Source organism: Hyphobacterium lacteum (genome assembly GCF_036330345.1).
Classification (GTDB): Bacteria; Pseudomonadota; Alphaproteobacteria; order Caulobacterales; family Maricaulaceae; genus Hyphobacterium; species Hyphobacterium lacteum.
This window is the reverse complement of the sequence record NZ_JAZDRP010000004.1, coordinates 219,404-240,173: the sequence shown is the minus strand read 5'-3', so window position 1 is coordinate 240,173 and position 20,770 is coordinate 219,404. Positions and strand designations below refer to the sequence as shown.

Sequence of the window (20,770 nt, the reverse complement as noted above, 5' to 3'; positions counted from 1 at the left end):
CCTAGGCGTTAGACCCGAGCAGCTGCTTGCGCAAGCCGGGCTTGTCCACCTTTTCGGTGCCGACGCGGGGCAGGGGCTCGTTGAAATGCCAGAGATGTTCGGGCCGTTTGAAGGTCGCGAGATCGCCTTCCAGGAAATCATTAAGCTCATCCAGCGTGATATCAATGCCGGGCTTGGTGTAGATCGCCGCGCCGACCGCTTCACCCAGCCTCGCATCCGGCACGGCAAACACGGCGGCTTCAAGAATACGCGGATGCTTCACCAGCGCCGCCTCGACTTCGAGGCAGGCAACATTCTCGCCGCCGCGGACAATCATGTCCTTGATCCGGTCGACAATGGTAACAAAGCCGTCTTCATCCATGGTGCCGACATCGCCGGTGCGGAACCAGCCATCCGGAGCCATCGCCTTGGCGGTTTCCTCTGGCAGGTTCAGATACCCGGCGAACACGCCGGGTGTCTTGATCCAGACCTCTCCCGGTTCATTCGGCGGCATGTCCTTGCCGTCCGGGGAGACAATGCGGACATCGGTGACCGGCGGCACGGCACGGCCGCAGGATCCGGGCTTTGTCTGATAGTCGTTAAGGCCATTATAGGTGCCAAGGGCGGCGGTCTCGGAAAGGCCATAACCGGTTGAGGAATAGGCGCCCCTGAAACTGTCTGCGAGCCGTTTGACGTGCGCCGCAGGACGCTTGGCGCCGCCAGCCGAAAGATCGGTCAGCGTGTCCAGGGTTACACCCATTTCCTGCGCAGCCAGCATCAACTCGTGCGACATGGTCGGAACGCCCACGAAATTGGTGATTTTCTCTTCCTGAATCAATCGCACGGCCTCGGCCGGTTTCCAGGACCGCATCAGCACCATTTTCCGGCCGATGATCAGCGACATCATGAAGACGGGGTGGGTGCCCGTCACATGGAAGAGCGGCACGGATACAAGGATGCCCAGTTCGCCCGCCGCTTCCGCCATGGCAGCGCCCTTGGCGGTTTCCTTCGCGGCCGACATCACGAAGCCGAAAGACAGAAGGCAAGACCAGGTTGCCCGGTGGGTCAACATCACACCTTTCGGATCACCGGTGGAACCGGACGTGTACATGATCGTCATCAGGTCTTCCGGACCGACAACTTCGGTTGGCGGCGCAATGCCGGCACCGCTGTCACGGACCGAGGCCCAGCTATGGTCCTGTCCCTCGAACTCTCCCGTGCCGGAAATCAGCGTCAGGCCCAGCTCGTCCTTCAGAGGCAGGAATTTCGGTGCCTGTTCCGCATCAACTAGGATGTATTTCGCTTTGCAATCATTCAAAGCGAAAGCCATTTCATGCGGTGTCCACCAGCCGTTAAGCGGAACCACGACGGCGCCGATCTGGGTTGCGCCGAGATAGGTCGCCATCCATTCCGGTGTGTTGCGCGTGGCGGTCGCAACGAGATCGCCTTTCTTCACGCCCAGCTTCACCAGACCGGACGCGATGGCGCGCGATTCCCGGGCCAGATCGGCAAATGACCAGCGTACATCGCCGGAGACCACAGCGGTGGCGTCCCCGTGCATGTCGCACATGAAAAGAAGGCCATCCGTATTGTTCGGCGCATTCTGGAAGACGCGGTAGGTGGCACCACGGATTTCGGCTTCGCCAACGGCGAAGAAAGGGTTCTCCGCCATCAGTTTGAGGCCGGCTTCGGTGATCTCGTCGCGGGTCGGGGCAGGCAGGCGTTCACGCATGTCGCGGGCTCTCCCTAAGCCACTTCAAACAGGCCGGCCGCACCCATGCCGCCGCCAACGCACATCGTGCAGACGACATATTTGGCGCCGCGGCGCTTACCCTCGATCAGGGCGTGTCCGACCATGCGGGCGCCCGACATGCCATAGGGGTGGCCGATCGAGATCGCGCCACCATTGACGTTGAGGTTCTCGTTCGGAATGCCCAGCTTGTCGCGGCAATAGAGGACCTGAACAGCAAACGCCTCATTCAGTTCCCAAAGGCCGATATCGTCCATTTTGAGCCCGTTGGCCTTGAGCAGTTTCGGAACTGCATGGATCGGACCGATGCCCATTTCATCCGGATCCAGACCGGCAACGGCAATGCCGCGATAAATGCCCAGCGGCTGAAGGCCGCGCTTTTCCGCTTCCCTGGCTTCCATTAGGACGGAAGCAGAAGCCCCATCCGACAGCTGGGACGCATTGCCGGCGGTAATGTATTTGCCTTCCTTGACGACCTGGCCGTTGGCCTGCACTGGCTGAAGGGATTGCAGACCTTCCAGCGTGGTAGACGGACGGTTGCCTTCATCCTTGTCCAGGGTCACGTCCTGGATGGTGATTTCCTTGGTTTCCTTGTTGAATACGCCCATCTGGGTTGCCATGGGCACGATCTCGTCGTCGAACTTGCCGGCTTCCTGTGCGGCGGCAGTCCGCTGCTGGCTTTGCAGGGCGTATTCATCCTGTACATCCCGTGAGACATTGTAGCGGTCAGCCACGATCTCTGCGGTTTCCAGCATGGACATGTAGAGCGAGGGCATGTGCTCATTGATCCAGGGATCAAAGGCCCGGTGCAGATTCATGTGCTCGTTCTGGACCAGCGAGATCGATTCCAGGCCACCGCCGACCGTGATCTGCATGCCATCGGAAATGATCTGCTTGGCGGCCGTGGCGATGGCCATCATGCCCGAAGCGCATTGGCGGTCCATCGTCTGCCCGGCGACGCTGGTTGGAAGGCCGGCACGGATCAGGCACTGGCGAGCCGTGTTCTGGAAGGTCGAACCCTGCTGCATGGCCGCGCCCATGACCACATCGTCGATTTCCGCCGGATCAATACCCGAGCGCTCAACAGCATGCTTGATGGCATGACCGCCCAGGGCCTGGGCCTGGGTATTGTTGAACGCGCCGCGATAGGCCTTGCCAATCGGCGTACGGGCGGTGGAAACGATGACTGCTTCGCGCATGGTGAACTCCCCGGATTGTCTTTGCCGGGCATGCTGATCGAAACTGTGGGATTGTCCAGTCTGACGTTGACGTCAACTTGCCGTTGGCGGGGCCTTGTACCAGACCATTTGCTGGGTGGTGGCCAGCAATTTCCCCGAGCGCGACCAGATGCGCGCATGCTGGTCATAGAAACCGCCACCGCCGCGCCCGGCATTCGCGTCCAGCATCACCCAGTCAGACCCGGCTTCCGCCAGATCGTCCTTCGAGGCGTGCAGATAGACCGTCATCGATATGGTCGAGAGAACGGTAAAATCATGAACCACGAAGAAAACGCGGGGCGTTGGCGTGTCGGCGAGGCAGACCAGTCCGATATCGTCCAGCGGTCTCGGCTCGGTGAACTTTACCCATAACGCATTGCGGGTAGAGGTCGCGTTGAAGATGTCGGTGTTCAGGCAGGGCCGGATAGAGATGTGTTCGGCCCAGGGGCGGGGCGGTTTGAAGCCCTGGCAATCCTCCGGCGCTGGCGCTTCGGGCATTTCGCCTTCAACCCATTCGACGGTTTCCCTGCGTTCGCCAAAAATGGCCGTGGCCCGCAGGGCCGGACTGGACGCGCCCTCCTGCTGGATATTCGCTGCCCAGAACTGGGTAGAACGGCCGGCGCGGTGGCAGATCGAGGACAGGCTGTAAGGTCCTTCCTTCATGCCGGTCATGAAATCGGTGGTGATCGAGACCAGATCGAGATCATCCCGGGCGGACTGCTTCAGACCCTGCGCCAGCATGGCAGCGCTCACGCCGCCAAACGGACCGATCATGTTCTGATAGGCTTTCGGTGTGAGCCCCGAAAAACGGGCGCGCATGTCGGCCTTTTCCTCGACCGCCAGCGCAAGAGCTTCGTTGAAACTGTGCGCCATGATCAACCGAGCGAGATGCCGAAATGCTTGGCGGCTGCCGAGATGAACTTGATGGTCTGGCTGGAACCGTCCGTGTACATGTCCTGGCCCGTCGGATCGAGAATGCGTTCGAAATTCTCGGCGACCCCTTCGGGCGTCTGCTGTTCTGGCGGAAGATAAATGCCCGGCGTTTCGTAGATACGCGTGGCCGCAAACCCACCGGCACCGGCGCAAAGAATGGTCCGGTCAGGGGCGTCCTCACTCACCAGATAGGCAAGGCCTGCGGACACGCTTTCCACCGTCATCAGTTCCAGCGCAGCGGGCGGAAGCAGGCCTTCCGTCATGCGCGTGGCAGCCGTGGGTGAAAGCGTATTGACGCGGATATCATTCTTCTTTCCCTCGATATTGAGGACATTCATCAGGCCGACGAGGCCCATCTTGGCGGCGCCATAATTCGACTGACCGAAATTGCCGTAAATCCCGGAGGATGAGCTGGTCATGGCGATGCGCCCGTAATTGCGCTCCTTCATGTGATCCCAGACCGCCTTGGTACAGGTAACCGATCCCATCAGATGAACGTTGAGCACCAGCTCGAAATCGGCGAGTTCCATCTTGGCGAAGGATTTGTCCCGCAAAATACCGGCATTGTTCACGAGTATGTCGACCGCGCCAAAGGTTTTGATCGCCTGATCGACCATATCGGCGACCTCATCGGCCTTCGTGACATTGGCGCCATGCGCCATAGCCTTACCGCCCTTTTCGGTGATTTCCCTGACCACCGTCTCGGCTGCGGACAGCGAAGATCCCGACCCGTCGACCGAACCGCCAAGGTCATTCACCACAATATTTGCGCCGCGCTCAGCCAGCAGCATGGCGTGGCTTTTGCCCAGCCCGTTGCCTGCGCCGGTAATAATGGCCGTACGGCCGTCAAAGCGGATCATCTCAGAGCCCTCCCGGTCCGGTTTCGCGAAAAAACTAGCGTTGTTGGTGGCAATCACCAGCCCGCAATGGAAACCGGACGCAGTTGGAGGCGAAGACCTTGTTAACCGGAATCGGTCTTCCTTCGGCAAATTGTCGGGAATGAAACAGCGATGGAAGCGTCGGTGGTAAGGCTTGTTCAATCAAGCTTCCGCAAGGCTGCAGGTCTTGGCGAGCAGGTGGCCGTCATCTTCTACAGGGAATTATTCGAGATCGATCCGTCGCTGAGGCCCATGTTCAAAGGCCCGATGCGCGAGCAGGGCAAGAAGCTTCTTGCGACCCTCGCCTTTGTTATCCAGAACCTTCACGCGCCGGATAAAGTTGTCGGCCCGGCACAGGACCTTGGCCGGAAGCATGTGAGCTACGGCGTGAAAGCGCGTCACTACACGCTTGTGGGCAATGCGCTTTTGCGGACGCTCGCCAAAGGGCTCGGCGATGACTTCACGCCAGAGGTTCGCGCCGCATGGGTCTCGGCCTACAAACTGCTGGCCGATGTGATGCGTGAAGCCGCCTACGGATCTAATTGGCGTCAGGCCGCCTAGGCGCTTCCTCGACACTGAACACCGCACACACATTCGCCGTCACTCGCTGTGGTTCACGATCTGCGGCAAGTGCATAGCGGTCCAGCTCTGACAGCAATTGCTCGGCCGTCATACCGCTACCGGGCGGTGGTGGCGGAGGAGGAGGTGGTGGTGGAGCGGGCGGCGGCGGGGGAGCAGCCGCATAACGCGCATAATCGTCAAAGCCTGTTTCTGTGGATGGCGACCCCAGACACGGCCCCTGGCCTTCCTGAAGGGTCACAATCTCGCCAAGGCGTGAGCCGGCCGCATCGGCCACGATCTGTGCGCGTTCCGCAGCGTCATTCACCGCTGCGGCAAAAGCCAGTCTCTGGTCCTCGGCTGTCGGTTCCAGGAAAAACAGCACGCTACCGGAATTGACGGGGCCGGCCGCCAGTGCGGCGCCTCGGGCGCGGCTGGTCTGCTCCGGGTCCAGCACGATCACATTCATTTGCACAGTGGCGACATAACCAAGCAGCGCATCCGGATGCCGGTTTTCAACCAGCCTCTCGCCATTTTCACCATAACGCTCGATGACTTGCTCATAATAAGGCCGGACTGCGAGGTTGGACGTGATACGCACCTGGCCACTGGTCGCCAGCCGAACGGCTTCGGCCGCCAGATTGGCGCGGGTCACGGCTTGTTGAGACGCCTCGGGGCTGGTCTCCGCCCGGCCTTCGAAGCTGACCTGGAATCGGGCCCGGTTGGCAGGCACCTCGACAAAGGCTCTGCCTTGCGCCTCGATAACGGGACCTCTGGCCCAGACCGGAACAGGTTGGCCGGACATGGGTTCACAGGCGGCCAGCGCAAACGCACCGACGCCAACAGCGATTACGCCCAGATAACGCATGATACACCCCTTGAATTCCATCCCCACAGTCACGATACACGCGATTAACGATGTTCACAAAAGGCATTTCGATGGACCGCTCAGAAAAAAGCGCCCGCTATGAAGAACTCCGCAAGGAGATCGCGGCAGTCGTAGCCGGTGAAACCAGCCGCACGGCGCGTTTTGCGACAGCGTCCTGTCTGCTCGCCGGGGCGTTTGGACCGAGATTTTTCTGGACCGGTTTCTATGAGGTTGACCCGAACAAGCCCGACGAGCTCGTTGTCGGTCCTTATCAGGGCACGATGGGGTGTCTGCGGATACCCTTCGGCAAAGGCGTTTGCGGCGCTGCTGCGGCAACGCTTGAAACCCAGCTGGTTGCCGACGTTCACGCCTTTCCGGGCCATATCGCGTGCGATAGCCGCACCAATTCCGAAATCGTCGTGCCGGTCATGGATGCCAGCGGTCGACTGGTCGCTGTTCTGGATATCGATAGCGAGAGCCCGGACGCGTTCGATGCTGTTGATCAACAGGGGCTGGAGGCGATTTGCGCCATTCTTCTGACAGACTGAACCGGCTCTGCCATCAGTACGGCAGAGGTCTGCGGAGATGATCTTCGGTCGCACGGATAAAGCCAGCCCTGTGGACGCGGGCGTGATCGTCCTGCACGGCCGCGAAATCAGCTATCGCATCGTGCGGTCTGCGCGGCGGAAGACAATTGCTCTCCAGATTGACGAAAGAGGCCTTCAGGTCCGGGTGCCAGCGAAGACCGGTCAGAAGCGGATCGAAAGCGTCTTGCGGGACCGGGCTGACTGGATTGCCCGCGTGCTCGACAAATGGGCGGATCGGTCAAAGCCGAAAGTCCGGCAGTTCGAAACCGGTGAGCTCTTCCCTTATCTGGGTCAGTCTTTGCGGCTGGATGTGATCGCGCATCCGACACGGGCCCGCAGCCGGGTCGATCTAGAGCCAGAGCGGATCCGTATCGAGATTGACCGGCATCTGGACGGTGAGATGAAGATCGGCACGATCCGCAAAGCGCTCGAACGCTGGTATCGCCGACAGGCCGAAACCGTATTTCCTGACCGCGTTCTGCATTATGCCGGGCAATTGAACCGCCCGGTTTCGAAAGTTGTGATCCGGGACCAGAAACGGCGCTGGGGCAGTTGCGATTCAAAGGGCGTGATCCGTTTGAACTGGCGTCTGATCGGTGCTGATCCCGCCCTTATCGACTATGTCTGTGCCCACGAGGCGGCGCATCTGGTCGTACAGGACCACTCACCGCGGTACTGGGCGGTGGTTGAACAATTGATGCCGGACTGGAAGGCGCGGCGTAAACGCCTGAACGAGACCGCGCCGGACTTCGTACCCTTTTGATGCTAGTCGGCGGGCTGCAAGTGCCGGTCAAAGAATTCCATCATCGTCCGTAAGCGGTGCCGGCTGCGCATTTCGCCACGAATACCGTGGCGCTGACCCGGATAGGTCATCAGCTCGAATGGCAGGTCATTGCCCTGCAGCTCGTTGATCAGCCGGGTGGTGTTCTCGAAGACAACATTGTCATCGGCCATGCCATGCATGATCAGTAGCGGGGTTTCCCAGCCGTCCAGGTGGGCGAAGACAGAGGATTGCTCATAGCCGTCAGGATTGTTCTGCGGCGTGCCCATATAGCGCTCGGTATAATGCGTGTCATAGAGCGCCCAGTCTGTTACCGGGGCTCCGGCAACGCCCGCAGCGAACTCGCCCGGCGCCTGAAGTGTGGTCATCAGCGTCATGTAACCCCCATATGACCAGCCCCAGATGCCGATCCGGTCAGGGTCAACGAAATCGAGGCTCCTAAGATAGGCCAGGCCCGCCAGCTGGTCGGCCACTTCGACGCCGCCCATGGAGCGATGAAGGGCCGTCTCGAACGCATGACCCCGATCCGGCGATCCGCGATTGTCCAGCATGAAATAGATATAGCCCTGCTGGGCGATGTACTGGTTTGTCGCGCCACTCCAGATCATCCGCGTACGGCGTCCGACGCCGGGGCCGCCATAGACATTGATAATCACCGGATAGGCCTGCGAGGGATCAAAGTTCGGCGGCAGGTACATGTCATAGAGCAGTTCGGTGCCATCTTCCGCGAGGATGCTGCCTTGCGCCGGAACGGCATGGTTTTCCAGATAGGGGAAGTAGGGATGTCCGGCTTCCAGCGCATTTTCCTCTATCCAGCGCAACCGCTCGCCCGACGCATCATATAGCGCCGTATTCGTGGGTGTATCGGGGTCGGAATAGCTGGCGATAAAAGTTTGCGCGCCTGCGCCCATGGAGATGCCCGACCACCAGCCGTCCCCGCTGGTAATCCGAACCGGTTCCGCGTCCGGCTGGATATAGGAAACGGAGTAGAGGTGTCGTTGACGCGGATCCGTCATCCAGCCTGAGAAAAAGACAAGGCCGGCATCCCGGTTCACGCCCTCGATGGCGTTGATCTGCCAGTCTCCGGAGGTCAGCTGACCCAGCGCGGTCCCATCGGCAGCATAATGATAGATATGCCGGAAGCCGGTACGTTCGGATGTCCAGAGAAAGCTGCCATCCTCCAGGAAGGCCAGGTCATTTGTAAGATTGACCCAGGCCGGATCAGTCTCTGTGAGAACGATGTCGCCCTCGCCGGTTTCCGGATCAAAGGCAATCAGATCAAGCTGTGTCTGGGCCCGGTTCTGTCTTTGGATGTACAGCCGTCCGTCCGGCCCCCAATTCGCGCGTGCGAGGTAGATATCCGCGTTTTCACCGAGATTTGCTTCGACGCGTTCGCCGGTTTCGATCTCCTCAATGAACAGGCGGATCCCGACATTGGCCTCGCCGGCATAGGGGTAGCGCTGCTCCACAATGCTGGCCCCATCACCTGATATGTCTACGCGGTAGCTAACGGGGATGGGACTTTCGTCCACCTCGGTGAAAGCCACATAGCGATCATCGCGCGAAAACCAGTAGCCGGTCGACCGGCGCATTTCCTCCTGTGCCACGAATTCAGCCGTGGCATAGGTCAGCGTTCCGCCGCCGTCACTGGTGATAGCCGACGTTTCGCCGGTCCGGAGGTCGTGTACGAAGAGGTTTTGATCCCGCACGTATCCGACATACCGGCCAGCGGGCGAGATACGGGCATCGGTTTCGGCCGCTTCGGTTTCCATCAGGCGCTGGGCGTCGCCGCTTTCCAGCTCATAATAGAAAACGTCACCATCGAGCGGAAAGAGCAGGGCATCGCCACGCGCGTCCCAATCATAGGTCACAATGCCGGAGCCAGTGATACGAGCACGCTCCCGCAGCTGGATTTCCGCCTCGGTCAGCTCCCGCTCTTCGGGGGCCAGCACGCGGCTGTCGACCAGCAGGAAGGGATCGCCACCCTCGACATCGATCGCCCAGAGGTCGCGTACGTTCGCATCCTCTTCCTTGCCCTGCAGGAAGGTGATCAATCCGCCATCAGGTGAAAACCGTGTGGCGGTTGCGACCGGACCATTGAGGCTTGGGCTGGCATACAGACGTTCAAGGGTCAGCTCGGCCGGTTCAGCGTCCTGAATGAGCAGGGCGCTTGCTGCAAGGAGAAGAGCTTGTGGCATTCTTGTTTTCCGTTTTGATCAGTAGAGCGCGCGCAGCCCGCTGGACAGCGCGGTCGGAAAAATACTGGCATGGGTTTCATTCTCGAAAACCCTGACCAGGTAATCGGCATTGGGATTGTCCCACGCCTCGATGGCGTTCCCAAATGCGATAAGGTCGGTGACCATTGATCGGCCATTTTCAGGCTGTTCTTCGTATTCTCCGACTGCCAGGTAGACATTCTGGGCGGCATCGCTATCCGGCGGAGCCTCCTGCATGGACGTCAGGAAACGCTGGTCATCATACCAGAGGCTGGGGGAAACGATCAGGTAGTTGGTAAACAGGGCGGGCCGCTCCTGCAACACCCAGCTGGCAAACAATCCGCCATAGGAATGTCCGACCAGCCCGCGCGCGTCCGAGTCGGTTCCGATCTGACCCTCGATAAAGGGAATAATTGTATTCTCGATGGCTTCGAGAAAATCCGGTGCACCGCCGGAATTGGCCTGGAAGCGAGGTCCATAGCCACCTTCGGGCACGAAAGCAGGCGTATAATCGCGAGACCGGTTCATCCGGTAGCCGACAGGAGACGTGTCCTCATACCCGATCCCGACCAGGACCAGGTCAGGCAATTGACCACGCTGTGACAAATGCTCGGAGATCACCGAAGCCAGCGGGAAAGAATATTCAGCATCCAGCATATAGACGATGGGGCAGGCGGCTTCACGGCAAGCCTCCGGCACGCGGACCTTCAGCACATACTGAATGCCGTTGGCCGCGACCGGCGGGCGCAGGATTTCACTGTCATTGACGGTGACCTGCGCTCCGCTCGCCGTCCCGACGGTCAGCGCCATCAGCGCTGCCAGAACCGGTACCTGCATTCACACCTCCTGCGATTGCCCCCACAGCCCTCGCAGCCGGATCTTACATCGGTGGCAAGACCGTTTGTGGTGTCCAGGGCGCACCGGCCTCGGCCAGAGCCTCTTCGAAGGCTGGAATATCAGTCTCTATCAACTGGTCCAGCTCATCGCGGATCGGCCCGAACTCGTCCTCGGCAATATCCAGCTGCCGGCGATGGGCCGGATTGGGCCCATATGTGGAATTGGCCGTGCCCAGCTGGGCAAAACCAAGACGTCCGGCGACGGTGACGGGCTCTGCGCCATACTGGCCATTGCTCGACTGATTGCCATTGAGCGCTTCCTCGATCTCGAAGAGCCGCTGGCGTAGCGCTTCATACTGATCGTCAAGCGAGCCGGGCGCGGTCCGCGTCCGATAAAGCGCAGCCTGCAGACGGTTCAGGCGATACTGCGTGACAGTGATGGCGGAACTGGCCGCTTGTACACTGCGCTGCATGGACGCCAGTCTTTCCCAGAACGCCACGACTTCATCATCAGGGCTTCCCGGAAGGGCTCCCTCCGTGAGGCGCTCGACCTCGAAAGTCTGCGGTTCTCCGATGATCGCCCGTTCGCCATTGCTCTCGCGCATCATGGTTACAGTGTAGGTGCCCGGTCCGGCCAGGAAGCCCGACGGGATATCCGTCGAAACTTCTGCACCGGCAATCGGGCTGCGCGACGGATAGGTGAGATCCCAGGCAACGCGATGGAAACCCTGCGTAACCGGGCCCGAAATCCGGCGGACAACCTGGCCGGCGTCGTCGCGGATAATCAGCCAGATCCTCGGCTCGGCTTCCCGGCGTTCAGATTCGATAACGTCAAAACCCGGGAAGGGCGTGTTCTCACCATTTTCGATCAGCTCACGTTCGGCTTCCTGCCGTACCTGTTCCGAGGTCTGAAGGGTTTCACTCAGATAGTAGGTGAACACGGCTCCATAAGGCGGGTTCTCGGCGGTGAAATAGCCATGCCCCTGCCAGGCGCCGGTATCGAAGCTCAGCTCGTGAAGCGGCTGATACCACCAGGCACGCCGTACCGGGAACAGGTGTTGCCCGTCTTCCAGCATCTCGACGGTTACCTCGCGCAGCGGGGAGATATCATCAAGAACGTAGATGCCACGGCCGAACGTGCCGACAACCAGATCATCCTCACGTTCGTGGATCAGAAGATCGCGGGCGGAAATCGTCGGTATTCCGGCGCTCAGCTGTACCCAGTTATCGCCGCCATCAATGGTGAAATAGACGCCGAATTCGGTACCCGCGAACAACAGGTCCGGGTTTTCATGATCCTGAACAATCCGCCAGACCTGCTCATCATCCGGCAGACCGTTGGTGATCATCCGCCAGCTGCGGCCATAATTGTCCGAGCGCAGCAGATAGGGCGTGAAATCCCCGTACTTGTGATTGTCGAGGGCCATATAGACCGTGCCCGCCTCAAACCGGGAGGGCTCGAAATCATTGACATAGGCCAGGTCTGGCACGCCTGGCAGGTCGCCGGTTTCACTGCGCCGCCAGTTCTCGCCTCCATCTGTTGTGATCTGGATCAGGCCATCATCGGTCCCGGCGTAGAGAACATTCTCATCCACCGGCGATTCAGCGAGGGCACTGATCGTGTTGTAGTTCGACATGGCATAGAGATCCCACGGGGCATCCCAGGACCATTGCCGGCCCATGATTTCCAGCAGCATCCGGTCCTGATTGCGGGTGAGATCGCCCGACAGGGCCGTCCAGGTGTCACCGCGGTCATCAGAGCGCCAGACCCGCTGCGAGGCATGATAGACCCGCGTTGGTTGATGGCTGGAAACCACAAGGGGAGCATCCCAGTTATAGCGTTCGGCGGGCTCGCCCGGCTCAGTTTGCGGCCGGATATAGACAATTTCGTCGGTCGTCCGGTCGAAACGCACCAGATTTCCCTGCTGCCAGCTCGAATAAGCAATATCGGGATTGCCGGGCTCCACGTCCGGTTCGTGGCCGTCGCCGAACAACGTCACAACCCAGTCGGAATTCCGGATGCCGTGACGGCTCGTCGTCCGCGACGGGCCCATCTGCGTATTGTTATCCTGCGTGCCGCCATAGACGTTGTAGAAGGGCTCTGCGTCATCCAGAGCAATATCGTAGAACTGGGTGATCGGCAGGTTCGAGATGAACCGCCAGGTTTGCTCGTCATCGACCGTCTCGTAGAGGCCGCCGTCTGAACCCACCAGCATGTAGTCCGGATCTGTCGGGTGGAAGGCGATTGCGTGATCGTCTACGTGCTTGTTTTCATTGTTGATGTCGCGGAATGTGGCGCCACCATCATCAGAGATCTGGGTGGTGTTGCTGACCAGAATGATCCGATCGAAATGATGCGGGTGTGCATACAGCTCCATGTAATAGTGAGGGCCGGTGCCGCCTGAAACGGTATCCGACATACGCGTCCAGCTCTCGCCGCGATTGGTCGAGCGGTAAACTCCGCCGGTCCGGCGGTCCTGTTCGATCGCCGCATAAACGATGTCCGGGTTCTGCGGTGAAATGGCGAGGCCGATCTTGCCCATATTTCCGGTCGGAAGGCCGGTCGTCACCTCGCGCCATGTTTCCCCGCCGTCATCGGAAACGTGAATGCCGCTTTCCGGGCCGCCATTCATCAGGGCGGCCACGGTGCGATGGCGTTGCCAGGTCGCCGCGACAAGGCGGTCCGGATTGCGCGGATCCATGACAATATCGGTCACACCGGTCCACTCTCCGGCAGACAGGACCAACTCCCATGTCTCGCCGCCATCCGTGGACTTGTAGAGTCCCCGTTCGCCGCCCGGCGACCAGAGCGGTCCCTGGGAGGCAACCCAGATCGTGTCAGGGTCATCCGGGTGAATCAGGATCTCCGAAATGTGTTCGGAATTCTCCAGTCCCATATGCTGCCATGTCTGACCGCCGTCTCGCGAGCGGTAAATGCCGTCGCCATAGCCGACATGCCGGCCCCCATGATTTTCTCCGGTGCCGACCCAGATCGTGTGCGGGTTGGAGGGATCGACGGTAACGGTGCCGATGGAAAAGACGTCCTGGTCGTCGAAGATCGGTGTCCAGGTCGTGCCGGCATTGTCGGTGCGCCAGACGCCGCCGGAACCGACGCCGACGATCCAGGTCGAGGGGTCATCCTGCAATATTTCGATATCGCCGATGCGGCCGGACATGAAGGCCGGGCCGATACTGCGGAATTCCAGCCCCGTGAAGGTGCTCTCGGACAGAACGTTTTCGGTATCGTCAGCTTCCGATTGAGCGCAGGCTGCTTGCGGCAGAGCCGCCAGAATGACGGCGCAGATAATCCCTCTCATTCATCCCTCCCAAGGATTCTTTGAGCGGACCCTATCACCCGTGAGGCGAAAGAAAAGCCATCGCGTCCACGAATGACAAATTCGTCAGAGTGCTGAAAGCTTGACCTTCAAGACGGGCTCGCCACCATGCGCGCCATGACCGTGAACAAGCTCTTCCGCGACATTCATCACTGGGGCTCTCTGGCCCTGATGATCCCGCTCGGCATCATGATCGTGGCGGGCATTTTCCTGATGCTGAAAAAGGACATCGACTGGATCCAGCCGCCAACGCAGCGCAGCGCGATAACGGTGGATGGACCACCTTCAACGACGCTGGTTCAGCTCTACGAATCCGCTGCTGCCATCCCCGAGCTGGAGATCACCGGATGGGACCAGTTCGACCGGATCGATATCCGCTCGGATCGCGGCATTGCCAAATTCATCGCGCCCAATCGCTGGGAGGCCCAGATTGATTTGACCACGCTGGAAGTCCTGTCGCTGGAATACCGCCGCTCGGACCTGTTCGAGCAGATCCATGACGGCTCCTTCTTTGCAGACTGGGTGAAGCTTTACGTCTTCCTGCCGGCAGGTGTCCTGTTGTTTGTTTTGTGGCTGACGGGAATCTGGTTGTTCTTCCTGCCGCATGTGAAACGCTGGCAACGCCGGAAAAAGCGGGCGGCAAAACTGAAGGAGGCATGAATGTCGGATTCCGAGAACCCGAAGCCGAAACGCAACAAGGTCGAGGGCCATAGTTTCTGGCAGCCCTTCCAGCCGATCACGACCTATGAGCAGGCGCTCGCCAAGACCCGTACCGGCGTCGTTGTTGGGATATTGCTGATTATCCAGGGCGTTATCCTCGCAATTGCTGCGATGGCCGGTTTTGCAGAGCTCTTCGGGCTGGACAGATTTGTCGATGATCTGGAGCGCTATTCGATGGTGGGCGTTTCGATTTTCCTGGCGGTCATCGGCCTGGTTCTGGCGCTGCTATTGCACCGCTATCAATGGTGGTGGGTCGTTGTCCTTCTGGCCGTGATCGGTGTGTTCGACATGCTGTCGAGGATCGCAGGCGTTTTCATGGGCGGAGCCAATGTCGCTGCAATCTTTTTCGCTATCATGGAATTCGTTGGCATCGTCAGCATGGTCCGGGGACGCATCAAGCTGAAGCGGCTGGAAGCCGCCCGCGTTGATACGGCGGTTTTTGACTGATTGCTTCACATCAACAGTGATTGCCCGGCCGCCCGCCCTCCTTTATAGCCAGGGCCAATTATCGACTCCCCTGATACAAGAGGACAAAGCGCCCCATGGCCGCCTATCAATACGTCTATCATATGGACCGCCTGTCGAAGACCTATCCGGGCGCGTCCAAGCCGGTTTTCGAGAATATTTCCCTGCACTTCCTGCCCGATGCCAAGATCGGTGTTGTCGGCGTCAACGGCGCCGGCAAGTCGACCCTGCTGAAAATCATGGCCGGCATCGACACCGAGTTCACCGGCGAGGCCTGGGCGGAAAAGGGTGTGCGCGTCGGCTATCTGCCGCAGGAACCGCAGCTCGATGAGAGCAAGACGGTCTGGGAAAACGTCATCGAAGGATCGGCGCAAAAAAAGCTGGTCGACGATTTCAATGCAGTCTCGATGAAGCTGGCGGAAGATTATTCCGACGAGCTGATGGCCGAGATGACCGAGCTGCAAGAGAAAATCGACGCTGCCGACGCCTGGGATATCGACTCGAAGATCGAGATGGCGATGGATGCGCTGCGCTGCCCGCCAGCCGACTGGGATGTGACCCGGCTGTCCGGTGGTGAAATCCGCCGCGTGGCATTGTGCCGTTTGCTTCTGTCCGAACCGCACATGCTGTTGCTGGACGAACCGACCAACCACCTCGACGCTGAATCGGTCGACTGGCTGCAACACCATTTGGAGAATTTCCCGGGCGCCATTCTGGTGGTCACCCACGACCGTTACTTCCTCGACTCCATCACAACCTGGACGCTGGAACTCGATCGCGGTCGCGGCGTGCCGTACGAGGGCAATTACTCGTCCTGGCTGGAACAGAAGCAAAAGCGCCTGGCCCAGGAAAAGCGCGAGGAAAGCTCCAAGCAAAAGGCGCTGGCCCGCGAACTGGAATGGATCCGCTCCTCGCCCAAAGCCCGTCAGGCCAAGTCGAAAGCCCGTATCAAGTCCTATGAAGAGCTGCGCGATGCGGCCGATCGTCAGGAGATCAATACCGCCCAGATCAATATTCCGCCGGGCCCGCGCCTGGGCGGCGTGGTCGTCGAGGTGGAGAATCTCAAGAAGGGCTTCGAAGACAAGCTTCTGATCGACGGGCTTTCCTTCCAGCTGCCGCCGGGTGGCGTGGTGGGTGTGATCGGTCCGAACGGTGCGGGCAAGTCCACCCTGTTCAAGATGATCACTGGCCAGGAACAGCCCGATGAAGGCGCAATCCGTCTCGGCGAGACTGTGAAGCTGTCCTATGTCGACCAGTCACGCGATGCGCTGGACCCGAACAAGACGGTCTGGGAGGAAATCTCCGGCGGGAATGACATGATCAATCTCGGCGGCAAGGAAGTGCCGAGCCGGGCCTATGTCGGCGCCTTCAACTTCAAGGGCGGCGACCAGCAGAAAAAGGTCGGCCTGCTGTCAGGCGGTGAACGCAACCGCGTCCACCTTGCCAAGACGCTGCAGACCGGTGGCAATCTGCTGCTCCTCGACGAACCGACCAACGATCTCGACGTGGAAACGCTGGCCGCTCTGGAGCAGGCGCTGGAAAACTATCCCGGCTGCGCCGTTGTGATCTCGCACGACCGTTTCTTCCTCGACCGTCTGGCCACGCACATCCTCGCTTTCGAAGGCGACAGCCATGTCGAATGGTTTGAAGGCAATTTCGAAGACTATATCGAGGACAAGAAGCGCCGCCTGGGCGAGGACGCCGTCACGCCCAAGCGGGTGAAGTTCAAGCGCTTCAGCCGTTAGTCATCCGCGCGATCAGCGCATCGATCTGTTCCTCGCGCGTACCGGTCAGGGGGATGTCCGGCTGCACAGGCGCGCCGGATGTGTCGCCATTCGGCCGGATGAAGATGTAGATCGGCGCCGCGGCTTCGAGCCCCGAGTGCTCAAGCGTGTGGACCTGCACCTGACCGGTGGAGTTGGCGCGGCCTTCCGTGCCCGGTCCGGCAATTGGGGCGATATTGAAATCCTGCGCCGTCGCCGCCATGACGATGGCCTGCGAATATGTGCCCGGCCCCACCAGGATAACGGTCTCGCCATTGAACCGGTTTTCCAGTTCGGCCGGCGGCTCAACCCATTGCGCAAACGGCAGGGACACGACCTGCCCGATTTCCGACCCCGGAATGCGGGCCTGGTTTTCCGGCGTGATCCGCGCGGTGACCGCTGAAAGCGGCGTGTAACGCTGCGTCGTGATGTAGGCAAACAAGGCATCCGACAGCATGTGCGCACCGCCGCCATTGCGGCTGATATCGATGATCAGATGGCTCGCGCCGCGTTCAGCGATCTCTGCGAAGGCGGGTTCCAGGAAGGCGTTGAAAGTCTCCTCCAGATCCGGCGCGAACGTATTGACCGAGAGGATTGCGACGCTGTCCGCGAAGGTCAGCGACCAGTTATCGGCATGGCTTTCGCCATGATCGCGCGCCGGTTCGATCTGGTGGGAATATTGATGCCCGTCGGAATCCATGGCCGTCACCGTCCATTCCCGGGCGCCACCCGTGACGCCCCAGAGATAAGCCGAGAAGCGGGTTTCCAGCAGGTAGCGCCTCAAGCCATCGCTATCACCATGCGTGCGGGCGAAAATGCGCGCGGCAATATCGCCTGCGGCCAGACCATTTATCGTCAGGATTTCGTCGCCCGCGGAAAAGGCGCTGTCCGGAGCAATCGCAGCGCCAACGAGCAGACGTCCGCCGGTCCAGTCAACTGGCAGCACAAAGTCGGCGCCACCGGATGCAAGATAGGCATCGTAATCGGCATTGGGTGTACGAATGGCGACATGCCCGTCATTGAAGAGCGGGTTCATGACCGACAACGCATACCAGGCTTCACGCGGTGAATAATCGCCTGAAAGGGATGCGGAGATCGCATCGAAGCGCGCGTTGACGGCGTCCACATCCATCGAGAAAGACGGGTCCGGGTGAGTGGCAAACAGCCATTCGCGCCAGTCCGTGATGTCGGCCGCCAGTTGCGGGGCGGTGATAGAGGTCTCTGTGGCGGGCTGCTGCGCGCAGGCAGCGGCGGAGAAAAGCAGGGAGGAAGTCAGCACGAGGCTGGTAATCGACCGTATCATTGTGTTAGCCTTTTTATGTAACCAGTAACGTAACCGGTAACATAAATGGATTGGCGGTTCAACCATGCCTGAATCAGAGAGCCTCTTTGACACCTATGCGCCAGCATTCTTTGCCCGCAGGGCCTCGATGCTGGTCGACAAAATTATTAGCCAGGGCGGCGCTTCGATGCAGGCCTTTGGCCTGAAGTCACCAGTCCCGGCGATTTCCACTTTGCTGGTGCTCCGCAAAGCCGAGCTGAGCGTTACCGAAATAGCCACCCACCTCGGCGTGACCCATGCGGCCATCATCAAGAATGTCCGCCTGCTGGAACGGGAAGGCCTGGTCGAGCGGATCAGTGATGACCGGGATGCCCGCCGCAAACCCTTGCGATTGACGGCGGGGGGCCAAGAGGAGTCGGTTCGGACGGCGGCCTTCCTGGCGGCAGCACAGACTGCTTACCGTCAGATTTTCGAGGAAATCGGCGTTGATATGGATGCCGCAATTGTCCGGATGGAGGCGGCGCTGGAACGGCAGTCTTTTGACCTGCGTTTGCGGGAAGCGGCGGAAAAAGTGCCGTAAATCGGTCCGACGTCAACAACCTTACAATCTTTATGTGCTTAAAGGGCGGCTTCCGGGCCGCCTTTTTGCTGCAAATGCGTTGTCAACGCCGCAGAATGATATAAACATATCTTTATATGTTTTGGAGTAGCGTTCCGGTATGGACGATCTTGTAGCCCATCTCAAAGCCCTGGCTGAGCCGACACGGCTCCGCATCGCTAGCCTTCTGGCGCGCGGTGAGCTGACGGTATCAGAGCTTGTTCAGGTGTTGGGACAGAGCCAGCCGCGGGTCAGCCGCCATCTCAAGCTGCTGACCGATGCCGGTCTCGTCGAGCGCCAGCCGGAAGGGGCGTTCGTCTTTTACCGCCTGGTGTCTTCAGGGCCGGGTCATCGTCTTGCCAATGTCATTGGCGAGATGTCTCCCCCGGACGATCCGGTCCTGAAGCGCGATCTCGATCGTCTGGAGAGCGTGAAATCGGCTCGTGCCGCGGCCGCGGAAGCCTATTTCCAGCGCGCAGCCGAGGACTGGGACAAGATCCGCGCCCTGCATCTTTCCGAGCACGAGGTTGAAGCGGCCATGCAGGATGCTGCCGGCAGCGGCCCCTTTGACCTGATGATCGATGTGGGCGTCGGTACCGGCCGGATCCTGGAGGTCTTCGCAGACCGGGTGGGTGAGGGCGTCGGGGTCGACGTCAATCATGCCATGCTGAATGTGGCCCGCCTGAATCTGGAGCGCGCCGGGCTTTCCGGCGCTTCGGTTCGTAAAGCGGATGTCTCCGCACTGCCGTTTGACGACGGGGTGGCAGATCTGGTGACAGTTCACCAGGTGCTGCACTATCTCGATGATCCGGCAGTAGCGATTGCCGAATGCGCGCGTGTGCTCAAACCGGGCGGTGTTTTGCTGATCGCGGATTTTGCCCCGCACCAGCTTGAATTCCTGAAAACCGACCATGCCCACCGGCGCCTGGGCTTTTCCGATGAGGAAATCACCGACTGGGTGGAAAGCGCCGGTCTGGAGCTGCGCCGCCGTGCCGCGCTGCACCCGGAAGAGCCGGAAAACCGTCTGACGGTGAAGATCTGGGCCGCCCGCCGTGTGCCGGTCCGCACCGAGCCGGGACGGGCTAGAAGCCGGGAGAAGTCGGCATGACTCATCAGCCATCCTCCTTCGCCTTTGGCCGGAATTCGGCGCCGAATGTCTCGTTCGAATTCTTCCCGCCCAAGACTGATGCCATGGCTGACCGGCTGTGGGATACGGTGACAAAGCTGGAACCCTACAAGCCGGATTTTGTTTCTGTGACCTATGGTGCCGGTGGCTCCACGCGAGAGCGCACGCGAAACACCGTCAAGCGCATTATCTCGGAAACCCGTCTGAATGCCGCCGCGCATCTGACCTGTGTCGGCGCCACGCGGCTGGAAACCCGCAATATCATCCGCGATTACAAATCGGCCGGTGTGGACCACATAGTGGCTCTGCGCGGGGATTCGCCGGAAGGCGCCGGCCAGCCCTATTCCACACATCCCGGTGGTTTTGAAAGCACGGCCGAGCTGGTTCGTGCCATCCGCGAGGAGGGCATTAGCGAGGTCACGGTCGGCTGCTATCCGGAGCGCCATCCTGACAGCCCGTCAATTGATCACGACCTGGACGTTCTGAAAGCCAAGATCGACGCTGGCGCCACGCGCGCTGTGACGCAATTCTTCTTCGACCCGGATATCTTCTTCCGTTTCCGTGACAAGGCGGTAGCCGCCGGGGTTTCGGTTCCGATCATTCCGGGGCTGATGCTGCAGTCCAATTTCAACGGTTTGCAGCGCATGGCCGATCTGTGTGGTGCTTCTGTGCCCGATAGCCTGCCGCCGCTTTATGAAGGTCTGGACGATGATGCGGATACACGTGACCTGGTCACGGCCAATGTCGTCGCAAAGCTGGCCCGCAAGCTGGAAAAGGGCGGGGCAGACCATTTCCACTTCTACACGCTGAACCGCGCCAATCTGGCGATTTGCCTGGTGCGTTTGCTGGGCGTGCGGGCCTTGCAGAAAGCCGCCTGA

Annotated in this window: 18 protein-coding genes; 9 read left to right on the top strand and 9 right to left on the bottom strand. The window is 60.1% G+C overall.

Going from position 1 to position 20,770, the window contains the following annotated elements; all coding sequences use genetic code 11:
• Position 1: 1 nt before the first annotated feature.
• The 4 genes from V0U79_RS08285 to V0U79_RS08270 all read right to left on the bottom strand — a co-directional run bounded on the left by V0U79_RS08285 (position 2) and on the right by V0U79_RS08270 (position 4,739).
• Entirely contained in the window at positions 2 to 1,711 is a 1,710-nt protein-coding gene (locus tag V0U79_RS08285) for a class I adenylate-forming enzyme family protein (protein WP_330199025.1), read from the bottom strand.
• 14 nt (positions 1,712 to 1,725) lie between these two features.
• Complete coding sequence (locus V0U79_RS08280) at positions 1,726 to 2,928, bottom strand: acetyl-CoA C-acyltransferase (protein WP_330199024.1); 1,203 nt, start codon at positions 2,926 to 2,928, stop codon at positions 1,726 to 1,728.
• Positions 2,929 to 3,000: 72 nt separating this feature from the next.
• A complete protein-coding gene (locus V0U79_RS08275) occupies positions 3,001 to 3,819 on the bottom strand; it encodes an acyl-CoA thioesterase (RefSeq protein WP_330199023.1) in 819 nt (272 codons plus the stop codon).
• Positions 3,820 to 3,821: 2 nt separating this feature from the next.
• A complete protein-coding gene (locus V0U79_RS08270) occupies positions 3,822 to 4,739 on the bottom strand; it encodes an SDR family NAD(P)-dependent oxidoreductase (protein WP_330199022.1) in 918 nt (305 codons plus the stop codon).
• A gap of 150 nt (positions 4,740 to 4,889) precedes the next feature.
• Between V0U79_RS08270 and V0U79_RS08265 the strand changes: the two genes are divergently transcribed.
• On the top strand, positions 4,890 to 5,318 hold the full coding sequence (locus V0U79_RS08265; protein WP_330199021.1) for a globin family protein: 429 nt from the start codon (positions 4,890 to 4,892) through the stop codon (positions 5,316 to 5,318).
• Here V0U79_RS08265 and V0U79_RS08260 read toward each other — a convergent pair.
• Positions 5,296 to 6,183, bottom strand: a complete 888-nt coding sequence (locus tag V0U79_RS08260) for an SIMPL domain-containing protein (RefSeq protein WP_330199020.1) — start codon at positions 6,181 to 6,183, stop codon at positions 5,296 to 5,298. The genes V0U79_RS08265 and V0U79_RS08260 overlap by 23 nt on opposite strands.
• Before the next feature lie 71 nt (positions 6,184 to 6,254).
• Between V0U79_RS08260 and msrC the strand changes: the two genes are divergently transcribed.
• A complete protein-coding gene (msrC, locus tag V0U79_RS08255; protein WP_330199019.1) occupies positions 6,255 to 6,731 on the top strand; it encodes a free L-methionine (R)-S-oxide reductase MsrC in 477 nt (158 codons plus the stop codon).
• A 37-nt stretch (positions 6,732 to 6,768) separates the two neighbouring features.
• Positions 6,769 to 7,533 (top strand): M48 family metallopeptidase, encoded by a 765-nt coding sequence (locus tag V0U79_RS08250; protein WP_330199018.1) that lies wholly within the window; start codon positions 6,769 to 6,771, stop codon positions 7,531 to 7,533.
• Positions 7,534 to 7,535: 2 nt separating this feature from the next.
• On the opposite strand, the gene V0U79_RS08245 is transcribed toward V0U79_RS08250, so the two are convergent.
• The 3 genes from V0U79_RS08245 to V0U79_RS08235 are packed head-to-tail and all read right to left on the bottom strand — an operon-like array spanning position 7,536 to position 13,920.
• The gene (locus V0U79_RS08245; protein WP_330199017.1) at positions 7,536 to 9,749 is read right to left on the bottom strand and encodes a S9 family peptidase; all 2,214 of its coding nucleotides are present in this window, start codon (positions 9,747 to 9,749) and stop codon (positions 7,536 to 7,538) included.
• An 18-nt stretch (positions 9,750 to 9,767) separates the two neighbouring features.
• The gene (locus tag V0U79_RS08240; RefSeq protein WP_330199016.1) at positions 9,768 to 10,604 is read right to left on the bottom strand and encodes an alpha/beta hydrolase; all 837 of its coding nucleotides are present in this window, start codon (positions 10,602 to 10,604) and stop codon (positions 9,768 to 9,770) included.
• A gap of 43 nt (positions 10,605 to 10,647) precedes the next feature.
• Positions 10,648 to 13,920 carry a VPS10 domain-containing protein gene (locus tag V0U79_RS08235; RefSeq protein WP_330199015.1) on the bottom strand — a complete coding sequence of 1,091 codons (3,273 nt, stop codon included), beginning with the start codon at positions 13,918 to 13,920 and terminating at the stop codon, positions 10,648 to 10,650.
• Positions 13,921 to 14,046: 126 nt separating this feature from the next.
• Between V0U79_RS08235 and V0U79_RS08230 the strand changes: the two genes are divergently transcribed.
• From V0U79_RS08230 to ettA, 3 genes are all read left to right on the top strand, one after another.
• A complete protein-coding gene (locus V0U79_RS08230; RefSeq protein WP_330199014.1) occupies positions 14,047 to 14,598 on the top strand; it encodes a PepSY domain-containing protein in 552 nt (183 codons plus the stop codon).
• The gene (locus tag V0U79_RS08225) at positions 14,599 to 15,105 is read left to right on the top strand and encodes a hypothetical protein (RefSeq protein ID WP_330199013.1); all 507 of its coding nucleotides are present in this window, start codon (positions 14,599 to 14,601) and stop codon (positions 15,103 to 15,105) included.
• A gap of 95 nt (positions 15,106 to 15,200) precedes the next feature.
• Entirely contained in the window at positions 15,201 to 16,868 is a 1,668-nt protein-coding gene (gene ettA / locus V0U79_RS08220) for an energy-dependent translational throttle protein EttA (protein WP_330199012.1), read from the top strand.
• On the opposite strand, the gene V0U79_RS08215 is transcribed toward ettA, so the two are convergent.
• Positions 16,858 to 18,189, bottom strand: coding sequence for a S41 family peptidase (locus V0U79_RS08215; protein WP_330199011.1), 1,332 nt, complete (start codon positions 18,187 to 18,189; stop codon positions 16,858 to 16,860). The two genes, ettA and V0U79_RS08215, sit on opposite strands and share 11 nt — an antisense overlap.
• 64 nt (positions 18,190 to 18,253) lie before the next feature.
• On the opposite strand from V0U79_RS08215, the gene V0U79_RS08210 reads away from it, so the two are divergent.
• The 3 genes from V0U79_RS08210 (at position 18,254) to metF (ending at position 20,770) form a co-directional block, all read left to right on the top strand.
• On the top strand, positions 18,254 to 18,748 hold the full coding sequence (locus tag V0U79_RS08210) for a MarR family winged helix-turn-helix transcriptional regulator (protein WP_330199010.1): 495 nt from the start codon (positions 18,254 to 18,256) through the stop codon (positions 18,746 to 18,748).
• Positions 18,749 to 18,887: 139 nt separating this feature from the next.
• Positions 18,888 to 19,874, top strand: coding sequence for an ArsR/SmtB family transcription factor (locus V0U79_RS08205; RefSeq protein WP_330199009.1), 987 nt, complete (start codon positions 18,888 to 18,890; stop codon positions 19,872 to 19,874).
• Positions 19,871 to 20,770, top strand: coding sequence for a methylenetetrahydrofolate reductase [NAD(P)H] (gene metF / locus V0U79_RS08200; protein ID WP_330199008.1), 900 nt, complete (start codon positions 19,871 to 19,873; stop codon positions 20,768 to 20,770). Before V0U79_RS08205 ends, metF begins: the two co-directional genes overlap by 4 nt.